Source organism: Actinospineispora acaciae DSM 45401 (genome assembly GCF_000620785.1).
Classification (GTDB): domain Bacteria; phylum Actinomycetota; class Actinomycetes; order Mycobacteriales; family Pseudonocardiaceae; genus Pseudonocardia; species Pseudonocardia acaciae.
This window is the reverse complement of record NZ_JIAI01000004.1, coordinates 150,518-168,497: the sequence shown is the minus strand read 5'-3', so window position 1 is coordinate 168,497 and position 17,980 is coordinate 150,518. Positions and strand designations below refer to the sequence as shown.

Genomic DNA, 17,980 nt, shown 5'->3' with positions numbered 1-17,980 from the left:
GCCTGGCTCGCGGGACGTTCAGGTGGGCCGCGTCCAGTCGGGGGTGCGGGCGGGGAGCAGGGCGGCCAGGGCGACGCCGAGCAGCGCCGGGATGGCGAACGCGTAGAAGTTCCACGCGGTGCTCACGCCGTGGGCGATGAGTAGGCCGCCGAACGCGGGGCCGGCGATCGCGCCCAGCCGGCCGACGCCGAGCGCCAGGCCGAGGGCGGTGGCGCGGATGGCGTCCGGGAAGTGGATCGCGATGTGCGCGTTGACCAGGATCTGGGTGCCGATCGTGCCGAACCCGGCGAGCGCGGCAACGGCGTACCTGGGCAGCTCGGGGATCGGCAGGCTGAGCAGGAAGATCGAGACCGCCGCCGTGCCGAAGGCGACGACGGTGACCGGCTTCATGCCGATCCGGTCACCGAGCGGCGCCGCGACGACGGTGCCGATCATGGCGCCGAGGTTGAGCATCACCAGGAACAGCAGCGAGCTGGACAGCGAGTACCCGGCGGACTTCATGATCTGCGGCAGCCAGGTGTTGAGCCCGTAGATCAGCAGTAGTCCGACGAAGCTGACGACGGCGAACAGCGCCGCCGGTGCGCGGTGGCGGCGGGAGAACAGCTCCAGCGCGCCGGGCCGGCGCCCGGTGGCGGCCAGGAAGGTGACGGACTCCGGGAGGTAGCGCAGCAGCGGCGGTACCACCAGGACCAGCGGCGCCGCGCCGACCCAGAACACCGAGCGGAAGCCGAACGTGGGCATCAGGACCAGCGCGAGCGCGGCGGCGAGGATCCCGCCGACGGTGTAGCCGGAGAACATCAGCGCGTTGTTCAGCCCGCGCCGGTGCACCGGGCTGTACTCGGTGGTCAGCGCGATGGTGGTGGGCATCGCGCCGCCCAGCCCGATGCCGCCGAGGAACCGGAACAGCCCGAACAGCTCGGGGCTCGGCGCCAGCGCGCAGCCGACCATGGCCAGGGAGAACCAGGTGATGCTGGCCAGCATGATCTTCCGCCGGCCGACCACGTCGGTGAGCCGGCCCGCGATCAGCGCCCCCAGCAACATGCCGACCAGGGCGTAGCTGCCGATGGCCCCCGCCTCGACGGCCGTCACGCCCCACGGCTGGTAGCGCAGGATGGCCGGGACGGCGGCCCCGTAGACGATCAGGTCGTACCCGTCGAACAGGATCACCGCGAAGCACAGGGCCAGCACCAGGCGCTCGCGTCGGCCCCGGCCTGAGGTGGTTGAGGTGTGTGCGGCTGTCGTCATTGGCGGCCTCCTCGGTGTGCCTGCTCTGCGCAACCGTTCGCTCTATTATCGGCGAACGATTGCTCAAGTCAAGCGGTCAGGCGCGGTCGCGTTGGCAATCTCTGGCGCGATGGGCACGTTCGTTGACAGGTCGCAAACGGTTGCATAGTGTTTCCTTCACATTGCGCGTCGGGAGGATGAGTGGGCACGACGGCGGGTTTGGTGGAGCGCTACCGGCGTTCCGGGTTCGGCGGCCGGGTGCGCCGGGGGCGGCGGCCCTCGGTGCTGGTGGTGGACTTCTCCCTCGGGTTCACCGACCCGGCGTACCCGACGGGTTCGGACATGTCGGCCGCCGTCGAGGCGACCGCCGCCGTGCTGGACACCGCGCGCGAGGTGGCGGTGCCGGTGCTGTTCACCACGATCGGTTACGGCGACGCCGACGAGGCGGGCGCGTGGCTGGCGAAGGCGCCCGGCCTCGCCGAGCTGCGCGTCGGATCCCGGCCGGCGGAGCTGGACGGGCGGCTGCGGCGCCGGGCCGGCGAGCCGTTGCTGGTGAAGAAGGGGCCGTCCGCGTTCGCCGGCACCGAGCTGCACGCCATGCTCACCGACCGGGGCGTCGACACGCTCGTCGTGTGCGGCGCGACCACCAGCGGCTGCGTCCGGGCCAGCGTGGTCGACGCGGTGACGCTGGGCTACCCGGTGCTGGTGCCCGAGGACTGCGTGGCCGACCGGGCGCGGGAGCCGCACGAGGCGAACCTGTTCGACATGGACCAGAAGTACGCCGACGTGGTCGACGGCGCCGACGTGCGCGGCTACCTCACCTCCGTGACGACACCCGCCCGATGATCACCCCGAGCGGACGCTCCCGGACGGTGAACGCCAACGGCCTGCGCCACCGCGTCCTGAGCTACGGCGCCACCGGCCCCGACCTGCTGGTTCTTCCGGGCATCACCACCACCGCGCTGGCCGCCGAGTTCATCGCCGTGGCGCTCGCGCAGACCCACCGGGTGCACGTGCCCGACCTGCGCGGGCGCGGCGGCACCGAACGGGCAGCGCCGGGCCGCTACCGGCTGGCGGACTACGCCGACGACGTGTCCGCGCTGGTCACCGCGCTCGGCCTGACCGCCCCGGCCGTCGTGGGCCACTCGCTGGGCGCCCGGATCGCCGCCGCGTACAGCGTCCGGTCCCGGGGCGCGCACGGGCCGCTGGTGCTCATCGACCCGCCGCTGTCCGGCCCCGGCCGCGACCCGTACCCCACCACGGCCGCCGCCTTCGCCGCCCAGCTGGACGAGGCGTACGCCGGCACCACCGAGGAGGCGGTCCGCCGCCACTACCCGGGCTGGCCGGCGCCGCAGCTTCGGATCCGCGCGCAGGAGCTGGCCAGCTGCGACCGTACCGCCGTCCTGGAAACCCACCGGGGGTTCCACGACGAGGACTTCTTCGCCCACTGGCCGGCGCTGCGCCCACCGGCGGTCCTGGTCAGGGGCGAGGACAGCCCGGTGGTGACGGATGCCGGCGCGCGCGAGCTGCGGACCGCCAACCCGCGCGTGCCGGTGCTGACCGTCCCGGCGGCCGGCCACATGGTGCCGTGGGACAACTGGCCCGGCTGCCGAGTCGTCCTCACCCAGTTCCTGACCAGCCAAGGGAGCGAGCCGTGATCAACCCCACCGAGATGCAGCAGTTGTTCCGCCGCCACCTGCGGCTGTGCCGGGTGCACGAGGGCGAGCGGGTGGTCGTGCTCTCCCAGGGCCGGCGGCGCGAGAACTACGCCGAGGCGTTCCTCTACGCCGCCCGCGACCTGGGCGCCAGGGCCTACCACCTGCGGCTGCCGGAGGGGCTGCCGACGGACGGCACCTGGGCGGTCGGCGCGTCCGAGCTGGCGCACAACCCGGAGGCGGTGGCGGCGCTGAGCCGGGCCGACCTGGTCATCGACTGCGTGTTCCTGCTGTTCTCGCCCGCGCAGATGGCCATCCAGGAGGCCGGCACCCGGGTGCTCAGCGCGGTCGAGCCGATCGAGCTGCTGGCCAGGTTGTTCCCCACGCCCGAGCACCGGGAGCGGGTGGAGGCCGGCGCCGAGCTGCTGGCCAAGGCGTCGACGCTGCGGTTCACCAACCCGCACGGCACCGACGTGACCTACCGGCTGGGCGCCTATCCGACGATCACCGAGTACGGCTACACCGACCAGCCCGGCCGCTGGGACCACTGGCCGGCCGCGTTCGTGTTCACCGGCGGGGCGGATGACGGGGTGGACGGCGAGATCGTGCTCGGCCCTGGCGACGCGCTGCTGCCGCAGAACACCTACGTCAGCGGCCCGGTCCGGTTCCGGATCGAGCGCGGCTTCATCACCGACATCCGGGGCGGCCTGGACGCCGAGCTGATCAGGTCGTACATGGAGTCGTTCCGGGACCCGAGGGGCTACGGCATGTCGCACGTGGGCTGGGGGCTGGACGAGCGCGCGCACTGGCACGGGCTGTGGCCGCCGTCGTTCCCCGGCGGGATGGGCATGGAGCTGCGCTCGGTGTACGGCAACGTGATGTTCTCCATCGGCCCGAACAACGAGCTGGGCGGCCCGAACGACACCGCCTGCCACCTGGACATCCCGATGCGCGACTGCAGCCTGTTCCTGGACGACGAGCCGGTGGTGATCGACGGCGACGTGGTCGTCGAGGAGATGAAGCCGGCCGGGTCGCGGCGATGAAGCCGGCGGAGTTTCGCTACCACGCGCCGCGCAGCGTCGAGGAGTGCGTCGCGCTGCTGGCCGAGCACGGCGGGGAGGCCAAGCCGCTGGCCGGCGGGCAGAGCCTGGTCCCGCTGATGAACCTGCGGCTGGCCAGGCCCGAGGCGCTGGTCGACCTGGGCCGGGTGCCCGGGCTGGACGGCATCCGGGTCGACGCGGGCGTCCTGGAGGTCGGCGCGATGACCCGGCACGCAGACCTGGCCTCCTCCGAGCTGGTCGCGGCGGCCTGCCCGCTGCTGGCCGACGCCGCCGCGCTGATCGGCTACCCGGCGATCCGCAACCGGGGCACCATCGGCGGCAGCATGGCGCACGCCGACCCGGCCGCCGAGCTGCCGTGCGTGGCGGTCACGCTGGACGCGGAGTTCGTGGTGGCCGGCCCGGCGGGGCGGCGGACGGTGCCGGCGGCCGAGTTCTTCGTCGACCACTTCACCTGCGCGCTGGCCGCCGACGAGATCCTCACCGCCGTGCGCTGGCCGGTGCCGTCACGGGCCGGCGGCTGGGGGTTCCGCGAGTTCGCCCGCAAGGCCGGCGACTTCGCGGTGGCCGCAGTGGCCGTCGACATGGCCGTCGACGTGTCGGCCTCGGCGCGGCGGGTGCGGATCGGCGTGGCCGGGGTCGGTGGGCGCCCGCTGCGGCTGGCCGAGGCGGAGCGGGCGCTGACCGGCACCCGGCTGCGCCCCGACCAACTCGCCTGGGCGGGCGACGCGGTGGCCGCATCCCTCGGCGACGGTGTCGATCGAGAGCTGGTCCGGACCCTCGCCGTCCGCGCCCTGTCCGACGCCCTGACCCGGATCGGAGCCTGACATGCACACCGTGTCGATGACCGTCAACGGCCGACCGGAGACCGTCCGGGTGCCGGCCCGCAAGCTGCTCTGCGACGTGCTGCGCCAGGACCTCGCGCTGACCGGCACCCACGTCGGCTGCGAGCACGGCGCGTGCGGTGCCTGCACCATCCGGCTGGACGGGCGGCTGGTGCGGTCCTGCCTGATGTTCGGCGTCCAGGCCGAGGGCGCGGAGATCACCACCATCGAGGGCATGGCCGACGGCGAGGACGACCTGCACCCGGTGCAGCGGGCGTTCTGGGAGAAGCACGGGCTGCAGTGCGGCTTCTGCACCCCGGGCATGGTGCTGGCCGGCGCGAAGCTGCTGGAGGACAACCCCGACCCGACCGACGAGGAGATCCGGGGCGCGCTGAGCGGCCACGTCTGCCGCTGCACCGGGTACGTGTTCATCGTCGACGCGATCCGGCACGCCGCTCGGGAGATGGCCCGATGAGCACGCCGGACGCGAGGCAACCCAAGCTGTTCGGCGCCAGCGTCAAGCGCACCGAGGACCCCCGGTTCCTGCTCGGGCGGGCGCGCTACGTGGACGACATCGTGCTGCCCCGGATGCTGCACGCCGCGTTCGTGCGCAGCCCGCTGGCGCACGCCGAGGTCCGCGCGGTGGACACCGCCGCCGCGCTGGCCCGCGCCGACGTGCACGCCGTGCTCACCGGCGCCGACCTGCACGGCACCGCTCGGGGCATCGTCTGCGACTCCACCATGGACACCTGGCAGTCCACCGAGTTCCCCGCGCTGGCCACCGACCGGGTCCGGTTCGCCGGCCAGACCGTCGCCGCCGTGGCCGCCTCGGACAGGTATGTCGCCGAGGACGCCTGCGAGCTGGTCGAGGTGGACTACGCCGAGCTGCCGGTGGTGGCGTCCATCCCGGCCGCGATCGCCGACGGCGCGCCCCGGCTGCACCAGAGCTGGACCGACAACCTGTTCATCAAGCGCCACTTCGAGGGCGGTGACGTGGCTGGCGCGTTCGAGGCCGCCCACGGTGTCGTCACCCTGGAGCTGGTCAACAACCGGCACTCCGGCATCCCGCTGGAGACCAGGGGCTGCATCGCGCACTACGACCAGGCCGAGGACACCCTGGTCCTCTACACGGCCACCCAGATCCCGCACCTGGTGCGCACCGGCCTGGCCGACGCGCTGGGCCTGCCGGAGAACCAGGTCAGGGTCATCGCGCCGGACGTGGGCGGCGGGTTCGGCATCAAGGGGCACCTGTTCCCCGAGGAGATCGCCGTCTGCCTGCTGGCCGTGCGCACCCGCCGCCCGGTGAAGTGGATCGAGGACCGGGTCGAGCACATGATCGGCAGCATCCACGCCCGCGAGCACCACCACGAGGTGCGGGCGGCGTACACCGCCGACGGCGTGGTGACCGCGCTGCGGGCGCGGGTCTACGTCGACTGCGGCGCCTACTCGGTGTATCCGTGGACGTCCACCATGGACACCGGCATGGCGCTGGGCATCCTGCCGGGGCCGTACCGCATCCAGAACTACGAGTGCGACGCGTTCAGCGTGGCCACCAACAAGACCCCGCTCGGGCCGTACCGGGGCGTCGCCCGGCCGGCCGCCGCGTTCTCCATCGAGCGGGTGATGGACGCCGTCGCCGTCGAGGTCGGCATCGACCAGGCCGAGGTGCGCCGGCGCAACCTGGTCCGCCCCGAGGAGTTCCCGTACCGGTCGGTGACCGGGCTGCTCTACGACTCGGGGAGCTTCCGGGAGTCGCTGGAGAAACTGCTGGTGGACAGCGGGTACGAGCGGCTGCGGGCCGAGCGGCGGGCGGCTCGGGAACAGGGCCGCTACCTGGGCATCGGCATCTCCTGCTACACCGAGCAGAGCGCGCACGCGACCTCGGAGTTCGTCAAGCGCGGCGTGCCGATCATCTTCGGCTACGACACCGCCACCGTGCGGATGGACCCGTCCGGGCGGGTCACCGTGCAGCTGTCCACGCACTCGCACGGCCAGGGCCACGAGACGACCATGGCGCAGATGGTCGCCGACCAGCTCGGCCTGCCGCTGGCCGACATCAAGGTCCGCTTCGGCGACACCGCGCAGACCCCGTACGGGCACGGCACGTTCGCCAGCCGCAGCGCGGTGCTCGCCGGCGGCGCCAGCGAGAAGGCCGCGCGGCAGGTCGCGGACAAGCTGTTGGAGTTCGCCGCCGAGGTGCTGGAGGCCGCCCCGTCCGACCTGGAGCTCGTCGACGGCGCGGCCGTCGTCAAGGGCGCGCCGTGGCGCAGCGTCGGCGTCCGTGACCTGGCCCGCTGGGCCTACCACCGCCCGGAGAAGCTCCCGCGCGGCATGGAACCGGTGCTGGAGGCCGTGTCGTCCTACGACGCCGAGCCCGGCGGGGGCACCTTCGCCAACGCCGCGCACCTGTGCGTGGTCGAGGTCGACCCGGACACCGGCGGGGTCACGCTGCTCGGCTACCACGTGGTCGAGGACTGCGGACGGATGATCAACCCGCTGATCGTGACCGGCCAGGTGCACGGCGGGGTGGCCCAGGGCCTCGGCGGCGCGCTGCTGGAGGAGTTCGTCTACGACGAGCAGGGCCAGCCGCTGGCCACCACCTTCATGGACTACCTGCTGCCCGGCGCCACCGACATCCCGCACATCGGCGTCACCCACCTGCAGACCCCGTCGCCGTTCACCATCCAGGGCATCAAGGGGATGGGGGAGGGCGGGTCGATCGGGCCCGGCCCGGCGCTGGCCGCCGCCGTCGACGACGCGCTGCGCCCGCTCGGCAGGTGCTTCGGCACCGAGCTGCCGCTGACCCCGGCGCGCGTGCGCGCGCTGGTCGCCCAGGCCCGAAAGGACGGTTCCTGATGCATGTCGTCGACAGCCAGTGGCACTGGCATCCGCCGGCGCTGCTCGACCACCATCTGGGCCGGGACGCCTACCCCCGCTCGCGGCGGACCCCCGAGGGCTATCTGTACGAGATCTCCGCCGACGAGGTGTGGACGTTCGACAGGCGGTTCACCGACCTGGACCACCAGGTGCGGGTGCTGGACACCGTCGGCATCGACACCGCCGTGGTGAGCGCCTCGGTCACCGGCGACCTGGCCGACCGCGACCTCGGCGAGGCCCGCGAGCTGTGCGCGCTGCTCAACGAGGAGATGGCGCGCGCCCAGAAGGCCCACCCCGGCCGGTTCCTCGGCCTGGCCCACCTGCCGCTGTCCGACACCGACGCGTCGCTGGCCACGCTGGACGACGCGGTGCGGCGCCTGGCGCTGCGCGGCGTGCTGCTGCCGGGGAACATCGCCGGCGAGTCGGTCGCCGCGCCCCGGCTGTGGCCGCTCTACGCCGAGATCGAACGGCTCGGCCTGCCGGTCTTCCTGCACCCCACCCGGTCGTTCCGCGAGCCCAGGGTGACCCCGTCCCGGATGGAGGTGCCCATCGGCTACATGTTCGACACCAGCTTCGCCACCATGGCGCTGATCGTGGACGGCGTCCTGGACCGCTTCCCCCGGTTGACGATCGTGCACCCGCACGCCGGTGGCACCCTGCCCTACCTGCACGGACGGATCGAGGTCTACCGGGGCAAGGGCTGGTGGCCGCACCTGGACCGCCCGTTCGTGGACTACCTGCGGCGGCTGTACTTCGACACCGTCTGCAACCAGCCCGAGACGCTGGCCCTGCTCATGCGCGTCGTCGGCCCCGAGCGGCTGCTGTTCTCCAGCGACTACCCGTACTGGTCCGCGCGCAAGGCCGTCGACCTGGTGCGCGCGCAGGCGCCGGCCGAGCACCTACCCGGCATCCTCGGCGGCCACGCCCAGGCCCTGCTCGCGTGATCGGTACCGGGGCCGCGTGGCCCGCGGGGCACGGCACACAGCGTTGCGGCGCAGCACACAGGTCTGGACATGTGTGCGGCGGCCACTCGGTGTGTGCGGAGCCCGTGACCCGGCCGGTTGTCGGGGCGGTTGTCCTCGGACGGGTCAGGGCGCGACGGCGTGAGTCCGGGCACGCTGTGCCATCCGGGGGTCGCTGGATTGGCGCACCACCAGCCTCGGCTGGACCAGCACCGACGACACCGGGCGGCCTTCGACCCGGTCGGCGATGAGCCGGGCGGCCGTGGCGCCGATGTCCCGCACCGGGTTGCGCACGGTGGTCAGCGGGATCGGCAGGTCGGCCGAGACCTGGATGTCGTTGAAGCCGACCACCGCCACGTCCGTGCCCGGCGTGAGCCCGTGGTCCCGCAGCGCGCCCATCACGCCGATCGCCGCCCAGTCGTTGGCGGCGAAGATCGCCGTCGGGCGGGGTTCGGCGGCGAGCAGCCGGTCGGCGGCCGCGCGTCCGTCCGGCCCGGTGATGCCGGTGAGCAGTATCCGCTCCTCGGGCACGTCCAGGCCGCGCTCGCGCAACGCCCCGAGCACCCCGGCGACCCGGTCCTGGGTGGTGCTCGCGTACGGCAGGCCACCGGTGATGGCGATCACCTCGTGCCCGAGGTCGGCCAGGTGGGTGCCGACGAAGTGGCCACCCAGCTCGTCATCGCAGGTCACCGCCACGAAGTCCTGGTAGCGGCGGTTGACGAGCACGAACGGGACGTCCCGCGCGGCCAGCTCGTCGACGTACCCGCCGGCCAGCGACGCGTCGGCCACCAGCAGGCCGTCGACGCGCCGGCTCATCATCAGGCTGACCCGGCGCCGCTGCTCCTCGGGCTGGTCGCGGGTGGTGGCCACCACGCTCTGGTAGCCGAGGTCGGTGACCGCCTCCTCGATGGCCTCGTACATGTTCGCCAGCACCACGTCGGCCAGCCGGGGGACCAGCACGCCGAGCATCTTGGTGCGCCGGCCGCGCAGGCTGGCCGCGTGCGTGTCCGGGACGTAGCCGAGCTTGCGCGCGACCTTGAGCACCCGGCGCGCGCCGTCCGACAGCCGGGCTTCGGACTCCGCGGTGAGGTTCCTGCTCAGCACCCGGGAGACGGTCGACACGTGCACGCCCGCCTCGTCCGCGATCGTGCGCATCGTCACCTGAGGGCGCTCTATCCGCTGTGCCACCCGACCACCCGTCGACCCCGCCAGAAGCCGCAACTCGTTTCCAGAATACCTGCAACAGTTTGCACCACGAGTTGCGTCACCGATCCGGCGGGGCCGGCGGGGGTCAGGCCATGGCGGCGGCCGCCAGGGAGAACACGTCGAAGACCGGGAGCGGGGTGACGCTCCGGATCTCGGCGCGGAAGACGGGCACCGCCGCGCACTCCACCAGGATCGCGTTCACGGCCGCGAGCTCGCCGCCGTCGCACAGGCTCTCCGCGAGCCGGCCGACCAGCTCCCTGCCCAGCTCGGCCCGCGACCAGCCGCCCCGCGCCACGTAGTCGGTCCGGCCCAGCGCCGACCAGGCGGGCAGCTCGTCCAGCCCGAGCAGCCGGATGCGGGCACGCTCGGGGTGCTCCTCGACCAGCTCGCCCAGCGCCGCGGCGCTGTAGGTGATCACGCCGACGGGCTGGCTCGACATGCCGAGCACGAAGTCCAGCAGGTCGAGGGTGCTGGCGATGACCGGGGTGGAGGTGGCGCCGGCGAGCCGGTCGCGGGCGGCCCACATGAACCCGCAGCCGCCGACGATGAGGTCGACGTGCTCGTCCAGCCGCCGGGCCGCCGCCACCACGCCCCGGACGGCGGCCGGCGCGGCGGCCACCATCGAGGGCGTGTCGGTGTTCTCGGCGACCGCGGTCCGCAGCGGCACCGGCCAGAAGTCCGGGTTGTTCGCCGGCCACATCGACCTCTCACCGGCCGCCAGCTCCTCGGGGCCGGCCTCGACGAAACCCTCCTTGGACTGGAGCATCACCCCGACGACCGGACGCCGCGCGCGGTCGGCCTTCATGCGCCCGACCGGACCAGCTCGTGGATCCGCCAGCTCATGCCGTCCGCCTCACCGAGCAGGTCGCGCGCGCAGTGGTCGTACATCTGGTGCGACACCTGGATCGCCTGGCCGCCGGAGATGGCGTTGCGGAACACGCGCTGCAGCGGGCCCTCCCGCAGGGCGGTGCCGCCGCCCTGGCGGAAGGCGAAGGTCGCGATGTCGCGGTAGACGTCGCTGACGTAGATGGACCCGGTCCGGACCAGGGTGAGCTGGCGGGTGGTCGGCGGTTCGCCGTCGGCCAGCCGCGCCTCGATGCCCGACCACGTCTCGACGATCCAGGCGCGGGCGCTGCGCAGCTGCGCCTCCGCGAACGCGTACTCCCGCATGAACGGTTCCGAGTCCGCCAGCCGGACCCCGCGCTTCGCCGGTCGGCGGGCGAAGGCGGCGATCTCGTCGAGCGCGCGCCGGCCCACGCCGAGCCCCCAGCTGGACTGGGCGACGTTGAACCAGCCGGTGAGCCCGGGCAGCGTGGCGTCGCCGCCCCACCGCATCGTGCCGGTCTTGAAGTCGCCCAGGCTGAACGCCTCGGGAACGTGCGCGTCCGTGATCGTGTAGTCGAAGCTCCCGGTCGGGCGCAGCCCCACCACGTCCCAGTTCCCGGCCAGCTCGACCTGGTCCTTCGGCACCAGGAAGCCGATCATCTCGTTGCTCCGCTCGCCGCCCCGGACCACGTGCGCGGCGCCGCACACCCAGTTGGCGTGCACGATCCCGCTGCCGTACGACCAGCGGCCCGAGACGCGGTAGCCGCCCTCGACCTTCTCCGCGGTCCCGCCCGGCGCGAGCTGGCCGGCGAGGAACGGCACGCCGTCGGCGTAGATCTTGGACGCCGTCTCCTCGTCCAGGAAGTGCAGGACGTTCGCCATGATCGTCGTCGCGGCGCTGACCCAGCCGGCCGAGGCGTCGCCGTAGCTGACGGCCTCCAGCACCCGCAGCGTGCCGAGCGGCCCCAGGTTCGCGCCGCCGTACTCCTCGGGCGCGCGCATCCCGAGCACCCCGCTGTCCCGCAGCGCCTCGACGGTCTCGTCGCTGAGCCGGCCGGCCGCGTCGTTGGCCGCCGCCTGGGACTCCAGGAGCGGCGAAATCTCCTGAACGCGCGACACAATCGCGTCGGCCGTGCGCGGATCGGTATTCATGCTGTTCGTCCTTCCTGTGTCTTATTCAAAGTCGGGTTATTCATCAACACCGCCTTCGGCGGTGACGCGCCGTCACGTCGATCTCCCAGGTCACGCCGGTCCGGCGCGGCTCCGGCGCTCGGGCGGACCTCCGGCCCACCCTCACTGGCCGGAGTTATGAATAACCCTCCCTCATCGTTACGCCCAAAACCTTGCCAGCTCAACCGAGGTTGATGTCAAATAGAAGAATGGAGAAGCTGTTCACGATCACAGATGTCGCGGCGCGATTCGACCTGCCGAGGTCGACGCTGCACTATTGGGAGCGCCGAGGGCTTCTCGGTGAGCCGCATCGGAGATCCGGCCGTCGATGTTACGACACCGACCAGCTTTACCGAATCGCTTTGATCAAGTTGTGGAGAACCACCGGGCTGCTCGCCATCGACGACATCGCTCTCATCCTCACCGGTGAGTCACAGGCTCGCGACTGGCGCGACACCATCACCTCCAAGCTGGCCGACATCGAGAACCACATGGCGCAGCTCGACACCGCCCGGAGCTACCTCAGCCACCTACTCGACTGTCCGTTGGAAAACACGCTGGAGCAATGTCCGAACTTCCGGGCGACCGTCGAGCATTACCTCACGCCCGCGTACGACCCCCTGAAATAGAGCAGTGGTGACGAGCCCACGGCAGATCGTACGGATCGCACCGATCCGACGGCGATGTCATGGTCACCGCCGTCGTACACCGTCCGCAGGTCACATTCGATATGAGCCAGACAACCTTCGAACAGGGGCGCGCCGTTCTCGCCGGGCTGCCATGCAACGTTGTCGAACTTGTCCGCGCCCGTCCGGGCGAACCTGTCACTGAGCCATTGCTGGTCGTCGGCCAGGACGTTGATGGAGAAGCGCCCGGAGTCCCGGATGCCGCGCCAGCTCGCCGAGGAGCGGGCCAGGCAGAAGAGGACCTGGGGCGGCTCGGTGGACAGCGAGGCGAACGACTGGCAGGTCATGCCGCGCGGCGTTCCGTCGTGGACCCCTGTCACGATCACGATCCCGCTCGCGAACCTCCCCACCGTGTCCCGGAACAGCCGCTCGTCCACCCTCACCACCCCACCACGGCCGCGATGTCCGCCTCCGGCACCCGCCCGGCCACGGCGTCGTCCAGTGACCGCCCGAGGATCTCCAGGCCGAGGTCCACCTCGTCGGGGCCGATGGTCAGCGGCGGGGCGATCCTGAGCACGTTGCCGCGCAGGAACGTGAGGTAGAGCCCCCGGTCGAAGGCCGCCGCGACCACCGACGCGGCGACGGTCCGCGCGCGTTCGCGGGTGGCACGGTCGGTCACCAGGTCGACGCCCAGCATGAGCCCGTCGCCGCGCACGTCGCCGATGACCTCGTGCCCGGCGGCCAGCGCGACCAGCCCCGCCCGCAGCCGCTGGCCCATCCGCACGGCATTCTCCAGCAGGCCTTCGTCCTCGACGATGTCCAGGGTCGCGTTCGCCGCGGCGCAGCACAGGGCGTTCGCCGCGGTGCTGAACACGTGCCCGGGGGCCGACCAGGCGTCCATCAGCTCGGCGCGGGCGATGACCGCCGAAACGGGCATGCCGGATCCGAGCGCCTTGCCGCACACGACGATGTCCGGCGCCACCGGGAACCGTTCGCAGGCGAACCAGGCGCCGGTGCGGCCGATTCCGGTCTGAACTTCCTCGGCGACCAGGAGAATCCCATGCCGCCGGCACAGTTCCGCCAATAGCTCCAGATATCGAGCGGGCGGAACGACGATTCCGGCATCGCCCTGAACGGGCTCGATGAATACCGCGGCAACCTCGTCACCCGGTATCCGCGTCGCGAACAGGTCTTCCAGCTCGGCGATGCAGTTGTCGGTGATGTCGCCGTCCATCCGGTACACGTCGGGGAACGTCACGTGATGCACGTCGGGTATCTCGGGGCCGAACCCCCGGCGCATGCTGAGGCTGACCGCCGACATGCTCAGCGCGCCGTAGGTGTTGCCGTGATAGGAATGCCGAAACGCGATGATCCGCGAGCGTCCGGTGGCCGCGCGAGCGAGTTTCATGGCGCCGTCGTTCGCGTCGCTGCCGGACAGGCCGAAGGCAACGCGCCGGGCAACGGTTCCGGGGCACAGTTCGGCCAGCCGGGCGGCGAGCGTGACCAGGCCCTCGTGGGTCATGTAGGCCGAGTTCACGTGGATCAGCCTGTCCGCCTGCTTCTGGATCGCGCCGACCACCCGAGGATGATTGTGCCCGGTGTTCAGGACGCACGCCATGGAATGGAAGTCCAGGAACCTCCGCCCCGACCGGTCGGTGAACCAGCAGCCGTTCCCGTGGTCGACCACCAGCGGGAAGAAGCCGATCCGCGCCGAGGGCGACAGGTATTTCGCCTCCTTCGCCAGCAGGTCCGCGTCGGACTCAGTCATGACGGTCACCTCCAGCCATTGCGGCGTGCACCTCGGAGAGGCTCGAGCGGCTGTCCTCGGCCAGGAACCCCGCCTCGTCGCCCACGTTCGAACCGAGCTCGGCGGCCGCCCGGCGCAGGTAGGACGCCCGCAGCGAGGCCAGGTCCACCTCGCGCACACCCAGCTCGTCCAGCCGGCGCGGAACCCGGATCGCCGTGCCGGGGCGGTCCTCCTCGGACGGTCCGAACCCGATGTCGATGCCCTGGCGCGCGGCGAACGCGAGCTGCGCGGCGGGGGACTTGCCGGCGCCGCTGTACTCGGTCTCGCTGACGACCACCGTCTGGTGAGAGTCCAGCTCGCGCGCGAGCACCAGCGCGGCCGCCAGCGAGGTGTTCCCGGCCGGTCCTCGTTCGAGGCCTTCCAGCCGGGCGAGCAGCTCGGTGGTGTAGAAGACCTCGCCCTGGGTGACCAGCACGAACCTGTCCAGGTAGCGCAGCGGCCTTGCGGCGTTGCGCGGGACGTCGACGCGGTCGGGCCAGGTGGTGAACGGCACCGAGAACCCGGTGTGGCCGGTGGTGAACGACTTGCGGTTGAAGTCGCGGTCCGAGGCCATGTGCAGGCCCTCCAGCGACACGCTCACGCCGGTCACCACCGTGTTGTGCGCCCCGGCGGCCCGCAGCCCGCGCGCGGTTCCGGTCACCATGCCGCCGCCCGCGTGCGTGGCCAGCACCATGTCCGGATCGCGGCCGGTGAGCGCGCGGGTCTGCCGGGCGATCTCCGCGCCGAGCGTCTCGATGCCCGCGATGCTGAACGGCGTGTACAGCGAGGCGTTGAAGTAGCCGGTCTCCTCCAGCGTGCGCAGCAGCACGTAGAACAGCTCGGGGCCGACGGTGGTCTGCATGACCTCGGCGCCCAGTGCCTCACACTTGCGAGCCTTCTCCAGGATCTCGGGCTGCGCGAGGCCTCGGCTGTCGAACGCCTCCTGGATGATGATGGCCTTCATGTTGTTCGCGGCCGCCTGCGCCGCCACCGCCGCGCCGTAGTTGCCGCTGGTGGCCGCGACGAGCCCGGCGAACCCGGCGCGCCGGGCGTGGTGCGCGGACAGGCAGGCGCGCCGGTCCTTGAAGCTGCCCGACGGGTTCGCGGCCTCGTCCTTGACCAGGATGCGGGCGCCCTTGCCCGGCTCGGCGTGCTCGCGCACCAGCCCGGTGAGGTTGTGCAGCTCGCGCAGCGGGGTGTCGCCGACCCCGGCGCGCAGCTGAACGGCGCGCACCTCCGGCAGGTCGTACCCGACCCGCGCCATCAGCGACTCGGTGTCGAAGGCGAGCCGGCCGAGGGCCAGGCCCGGGTAGTCGATTCCGGTCGAGGCGCGCAGTATCTCCGCCTTGCGCGCCATCACCGAGTCATAGCTCATCGGGCGTTCTCCCGCTCCTGGCGACGGCGCGCGAGGTCGTCGGCCAGCCGGACCAGCACCGGGTGCGGCGTGCCGAAGGTGTGGTCGTCGCCCGGTTCCACCGCGACCAGCACGCCGTCGAGGTTGCGCCCGGTCGGGGTCCGTATCCGCGCGCGCCCGCCCACCCGGGTGTCGGCCACCAGCAGCCCCTTCGCGCGGACCTCGTACGGCACCGCGCGGGTGTCGGCGGGCAGCTGAGCGGCCCGCTCCCCGGGCTCCAACAGCGTGTAGCGGATCTGGACCCTCGTTCCGGCGGGGACGACGACCTCGGCGTCATGGCCCATCCGGGCCTCCCTTCAACGCGTCCACTACCTGCCGGGCGCGTACCTGGGCACGGGTGAACGCCCGGCAGGCGCGGGCCAGGGCGTCGACGTCGCCGGATCGTCCCGGGCCGCCGGCGTCCAGCTCGGCGCGGGCCGTGCCCAGCAACCGCCGCAGCAACGGCGCATCGGCCGCCGCACCGGCGCTCCGCAGCAGCCGGTCGGCCGACTCGATGTCGCGCTCCGCCGTGGCCCGCGCGTCGGCGACCAGCGACTCGCAGCTCTCGCCGAGGCGCAGCTCCCACGGCACCCCCGTCTCGTCGACGTAGCAGTAGCCGTGCGCGGTCCCGTTGGCGAAGCTCTCCCTGGGCGCCATGAGGCCGATCGCGCCGCTGTACCGCCCGGTCGCGGGCGAGCCGAACGCGATGAAGGCGTTGTGCCGCCCGCCCACCGATGCCTCCACCAGGTCTCCGGAAAGGCCTCGGCGCCCGCCACCGCCACCGTCGCCGCCGGCCCAGGCGCTCGCCGCGAACCGAGGGCCGGTCCGGAACAGCGCGAGCAGCGACTCCGGCGAGATCGTGCCGCTCTGCCCGAGCAGCCCCCGGTACAGGTACGCGTTGCGGGAGAAGCTGGACGCGGCGCAGAGCTGCCGGGTCACCGCGCCCGGCGACGCCTCGCCGACCCGCTGCGGGTCGGGGGTGAACCAGCCGGTGTCGGTGCCGTACCGATATCCGCCGGGCGGCGGGCAGAACCCGTGGCCCAGATCCGGGCTGAGCAGGTTGTTCGTCGCGTAGAGGAAATCGTGTGGCGCGCCGTCGGGATCGCTCGTCGATTCCCGGTAGACCGGCCGGCCCGGCGTGCGGTCCTCCAGGACATAGCCGTACTCGTCATCGACGTAGAACCCGCCGGCGCTGCCCAGGATCCGGCCCGCGTCGCCCACCGGAAAGCCGAGCTCCATGCGCATTGCCTCGCGGGCGCTGGACGCATACCGCAGGATGTGCATGGTCGCGGCGCCACGGGTCACGCCATAGCCCCACAGTTCCCTGGGTTCGGCGCAGCTCTCGTATCCGCCGTGGTGCACATAGGTCACGCCCCGGCCGTTGAAACCGGGATGCCCGGAGAACCCGAACCTGCCGAGCCCGGGAATCGAACCGTTCACCGAGAACGGCGTATAGACGAACGGATACCCGTCGTCCGGGTAGGCGACAATGGTGACCTGGAAGGTGCAGTCGTGGTCGGTGGAGGACGCGAAGCAGGCCCGGCCGTCCCGGGTGGCACCGCCCCAGGCCGCCGCCCCCGAACAGGTGCCGGTCTCGCCGGTAGGAATGCGGACAAGGCCGAAATAGCCGCCCAGCTCCTCGCCGCCCTCGGCATCGAGCACGCCGATCGGCGCCGGCTCCGGCGCGGGTGGGCGCAGGTCCGTCCACATCGCCACGGCGTGCTCGTAGCTCAGCGGAATGTCCACCTGCCGGGCCCCGTCCGCCATGCCGGCGCACATGTCGAGTATCTCGGGCGTGTGCTCGCGCATCGCCCGCTCCCAGGAACGCAGGATCTCCACCTTCTCGCCGGAGATGTCCCGCGCCGCCACGTGCTCGAAAACGAACCTGCCGAAGATGTCCACGCACTGCCGCACGTACTGCGCACCCATGGCTCGTGAGTCGCCACGCAGGATGACGACCGGGCAGATGCTCGGCACGATCGGCACCTCGCCGTAGTACGAGATCTCGGTGCCCGCGTTCGTGCACTGCCCGGCGGCGGGAGCCCGGCTCCCGGTCCGGCTCGCGTCGGCAAGCTGGATTGCCGTATGAAGGCGGTCGCGGGCGACCCGGAGATCCTCGACCGAGGGCGTCCGCCGCGCATAGTCGGCGCATTCTCCGGTGGACCTGTTGTACAGCCACTTGCCGGCCGCCAGCTCCAGCGCCGCCGCGTCGATCAGGGCAACCCGGTCGCCGTAACCGGCCACCCCGAACCGTTTTCCGGTCAGCTCGGTGTTCGCCTGCAGCAGCGCATACTGAGCGTCCGAGATGGCCGCGATCGTGCGGCGCATCTCCTGTTTCCATTCGGCACTTGTCACCCGGGGACTCCTCCCGACC

Annotated in this window: 17 protein-coding genes; 8 read left to right on the top strand and 9 right to left on the bottom strand. The window is 72.2% G+C overall.

What is annotated here, in order from left to right; all coding sequences use genetic code 11:
* Positions 1-18 precede the first annotated feature (18 nt).
* A complete protein-coding gene (locus N912_RS65805; protein WP_245645362.1) occupies positions 19-1,245 on the bottom strand; it encodes an MFS transporter in 1,227 nt (408 codons plus the stop codon).
* 180 nt (positions 1,246-1,425) lie between these two features.
* Here N912_RS65805 and N912_RS0120905 point away from each other — a divergent pair, with 180 nt between their 5' ends.
* The 7 genes from N912_RS0120905 to N912_RS0120875 are packed head-to-tail and all read left to right on the top strand — an operon-like array spanning position 1,426 to position 8,582.
* Positions 1,426-2,070, top strand: a complete 645-nt coding sequence (locus tag N912_RS0120905; RefSeq protein ID WP_028923932.1) for an isochorismatase family protein — start codon at positions 1,426-1,428, stop codon at positions 2,068-2,070.
* Positions 2,067-2,882, top strand: a complete 816-nt coding sequence (locus N912_RS0120900) for an alpha/beta fold hydrolase (protein ID WP_028923931.1) — start codon at positions 2,067-2,069, stop codon at positions 2,880-2,882. Before N912_RS0120905 ends, N912_RS0120900 begins: the two co-directional genes overlap by 4 nt.
* Before the next feature lie 14 nt (positions 2,883-2,896).
* Positions 2,897-3,922 carry a 2,5-dihydroxypyridine 5,6-dioxygenase NicX family protein gene (locus N912_RS0120895; RefSeq protein WP_051580642.1) on the top strand — a complete coding sequence of 342 codons (1,026 nt, stop codon included), beginning with the start codon at positions 2,897-2,899 and terminating at the stop codon, positions 3,920-3,922.
* The gene (locus N912_RS0120890; RefSeq protein ID WP_028923929.1) at positions 3,919-4,764 is read left to right on the top strand and encodes an FAD binding domain-containing protein; all 846 of its coding nucleotides are present in this window, start codon (positions 3,919-3,921) and stop codon (positions 4,762-4,764) included. The genes N912_RS0120895 and N912_RS0120890 overlap by 4 nt, the downstream gene beginning before the upstream one ends.
* 1 nt (position 4,765) lies before the next feature.
* Positions 4,766-5,236: a (2Fe-2S)-binding protein gene (locus tag N912_RS0120885; RefSeq protein ID WP_028923928.1), complete on the top strand. Its 471-nt coding sequence runs from the start codon at positions 4,766-4,768 to the stop codon at positions 5,234-5,236.
* A complete protein-coding gene (locus N912_RS0120880; protein ID WP_028923927.1) occupies positions 5,233-7,617 on the top strand; it encodes a xanthine dehydrogenase family protein molybdopterin-binding subunit in 2,385 nt (794 codons plus the stop codon). The genes N912_RS0120885 and N912_RS0120880 overlap by 4 nt, the downstream gene beginning before the upstream one ends.
* Positions 7,617-8,582 carry an amidohydrolase family protein gene (locus tag N912_RS0120875; RefSeq protein WP_028923926.1) on the top strand — a complete coding sequence of 322 codons (966 nt, stop codon included), beginning with the start codon at positions 7,617-7,619 and terminating at the stop codon, positions 8,580-8,582. Before N912_RS0120880 ends, N912_RS0120875 begins: the two co-directional genes overlap by 1 nt.
* 144 nt (positions 8,583-8,726) lie before the next feature.
* Here N912_RS0120875 and N912_RS0120870 read toward each other — a convergent pair whose 3' ends face one another.
* From N912_RS0120870 to N912_RS53480, 3 genes are all read right to left on the bottom strand, one after another.
* Positions 8,727-9,755, bottom strand: a complete 1,029-nt coding sequence (locus N912_RS0120870; protein WP_037065948.1) for a LacI family DNA-binding transcriptional regulator — start codon at positions 9,753-9,755, stop codon at positions 8,727-8,729.
* Positions 9,756-9,891: 136 nt separating this feature from the next.
* Positions 9,892-10,611, bottom strand: coding sequence for an aspartate/glutamate racemase family protein (locus N912_RS0120865; protein ID WP_028923924.1), 720 nt, complete (start codon positions 10,609-10,611; stop codon positions 9,892-9,894).
* On the bottom strand, positions 10,608-11,783 hold the full coding sequence (locus N912_RS53480) for an acyl-CoA dehydrogenase family protein (protein WP_084211060.1): 1,176 nt from the start codon (positions 11,781-11,783) through the stop codon (positions 10,608-10,610). The genes N912_RS0120865 and N912_RS53480 overlap by 4 nt, the downstream gene beginning before the upstream one ends.
* A gap of 227 nt (positions 11,784-12,010) precedes the next feature.
* Between N912_RS53480 and N912_RS0120855 the strand changes: the two genes are divergently transcribed.
* Positions 12,011-12,430 carry a MerR family transcriptional regulator gene (locus N912_RS0120855; RefSeq protein WP_028923923.1) on the top strand — a complete coding sequence of 140 codons (420 nt, stop codon included), beginning with the start codon at positions 12,011-12,013 and terminating at the stop codon, positions 12,428-12,430.
* Here N912_RS0120855 and N912_RS53475 read toward each other — a convergent pair.
* Genes N912_RS53475 through N912_RS0120830 form a run of 5 tightly spaced genes read right to left on the bottom strand, consistent with a single transcriptional unit; the run spans position 12,397 to position 17,961 of the window.
* A complete protein-coding gene (locus tag N912_RS53475) occupies positions 12,397-12,864 on the bottom strand; it encodes a flavin reductase family protein (RefSeq protein WP_169747920.1) in 468 nt (155 codons plus the stop codon). The two genes, N912_RS0120855 and N912_RS53475, sit on opposite strands and share 34 nt — an antisense overlap.
* 2 nt (positions 12,865-12,866) lie before the next feature.
* Positions 12,867-14,195 (bottom strand): aspartate aminotransferase family protein, encoded by a 1,329-nt coding sequence (locus N912_RS53470; protein WP_037065937.1) that lies wholly within the window; start codon positions 14,193-14,195, stop codon positions 12,867-12,869.
* Positions 14,188-15,588: a 2-amino-4-oxopentanoate thiolase subunit OrtB gene (ortB, locus tag N912_RS0120840; RefSeq protein ID WP_028923922.1), complete on the bottom strand. Its 1,401-nt coding sequence runs from the start codon at positions 15,586-15,588 to the stop codon at positions 14,188-14,190. Before ortB ends, N912_RS53470 begins: the two co-directional genes overlap by 8 nt.
* Positions 15,585-15,911, bottom strand: a complete 327-nt coding sequence (gene ortA, locus N912_RS53465) for a 2-amino-4-oxopentanoate thiolase subunit OrtA (RefSeq protein ID WP_051580529.1) — start codon at positions 15,909-15,911, stop codon at positions 15,585-15,587. Before ortA ends, ortB begins: the two co-directional genes overlap by 4 nt.
* On the bottom strand, positions 15,901-17,961 hold the full coding sequence (locus N912_RS0120830; RefSeq protein ID WP_156993824.1) for a C45 family peptidase: 2,061 nt from the start codon (positions 17,959-17,961) through the stop codon (positions 15,901-15,903). The genes ortA and N912_RS0120830 overlap by 11 nt, the downstream gene beginning before the upstream one ends.
* Between the last annotated feature and the right edge of the window lie 19 nt (positions 17,962-17,980).

What these genes read in the sequence shown, in the direction of transcription:
- N912_RS53480 (WP_084211060.1), bottom strand. Translation starts at nt 11,783, where the DNA reads ATGAATACCGATCCGCGCACGGCCGACGCGATTGTGTCGCGCGTTCAG.
- N912_RS0120865 (WP_028923924.1), bottom strand. Translation starts at nt 10,611, where the DNA reads ATGAAGGCCGACCGCGCGCGGCGTCCGGTCGTCGGGGTGATGCTCCAG.
- N912_RS0120855 (WP_028923923.1), top strand. Translation starts at nt 12,011, where the DNA reads ATGGAGAAGCTGTTCACGATCACAGATGTCGCGGCGCGATTCGACCTG.
- N912_RS0120885 (WP_028923928.1), top strand. Translation starts at nt 4,766, where the DNA reads ATGCACACCGTGTCGATGACCGTCAACGGCCGACCGGAGACCGTCCGG.
- N912_RS0120890 (WP_028923929.1), top strand. Translation starts at nt 3,919, where the DNA reads ATGAAGCCGGCGGAGTTTCGCTACCACGCGCCGCGCAGCGTCGAGGAG.
- N912_RS0120900 (WP_028923931.1), top strand. Translation starts at nt 2,067, where the DNA reads ATGATCACCCCGAGCGGACGCTCCCGGACGGTGAACGCCAACGGCCTG.
- N912_RS65805 (WP_245645362.1), bottom strand. Translation starts at nt 1,245, where the DNA reads ATGACGACAGCCGCACACACCTCAACCACCTCAGGCCGGGGCCGACGC.
- N912_RS0120880 (WP_028923927.1), top strand. Translation starts at nt 5,233, where the DNA reads ATGAGCACGCCGGACGCGAGGCAACCCAAGCTGTTCGGCGCCAGCGTC.
- ortA (WP_051580529.1), bottom strand. Translation starts at nt 15,911, where the DNA reads ATGGGCCATGACGCCGAGGTCGTCGTCCCCGCCGGAACGAGGGTCCAG.
- N912_RS0120875 (WP_028923926.1), top strand. Translation starts at nt 7,617, where the DNA reads ATGCATGTCGTCGACAGCCAGTGGCACTGGCATCCGCCGGCGCTGCTC.
- ortB (WP_028923922.1), bottom strand. Translation starts at nt 15,588, where the DNA reads ATGAGCTATGACTCGGTGATGGCGCGCAAGGCGGAGATACTGCGCGCC.
- N912_RS53470 (WP_037065937.1), bottom strand. Translation starts at nt 14,195, where the DNA reads ATGACTGAGTCCGACGCGGACCTGCTGGCGAAGGAGGCGAAATACCTG.
- N912_RS0120895 (WP_051580642.1), top strand. Translation starts at nt 2,897, where the DNA reads ATGCAGCAGTTGTTCCGCCGCCACCTGCGGCTGTGCCGGGTGCACGAG.
- N912_RS0120870 (WP_037065948.1), bottom strand. Translation starts at nt 9,755, where the DNA reads ATGCGCACGATCGCGGACGAGGCGGGCGTGCACGTGTCGACCGTCTCC.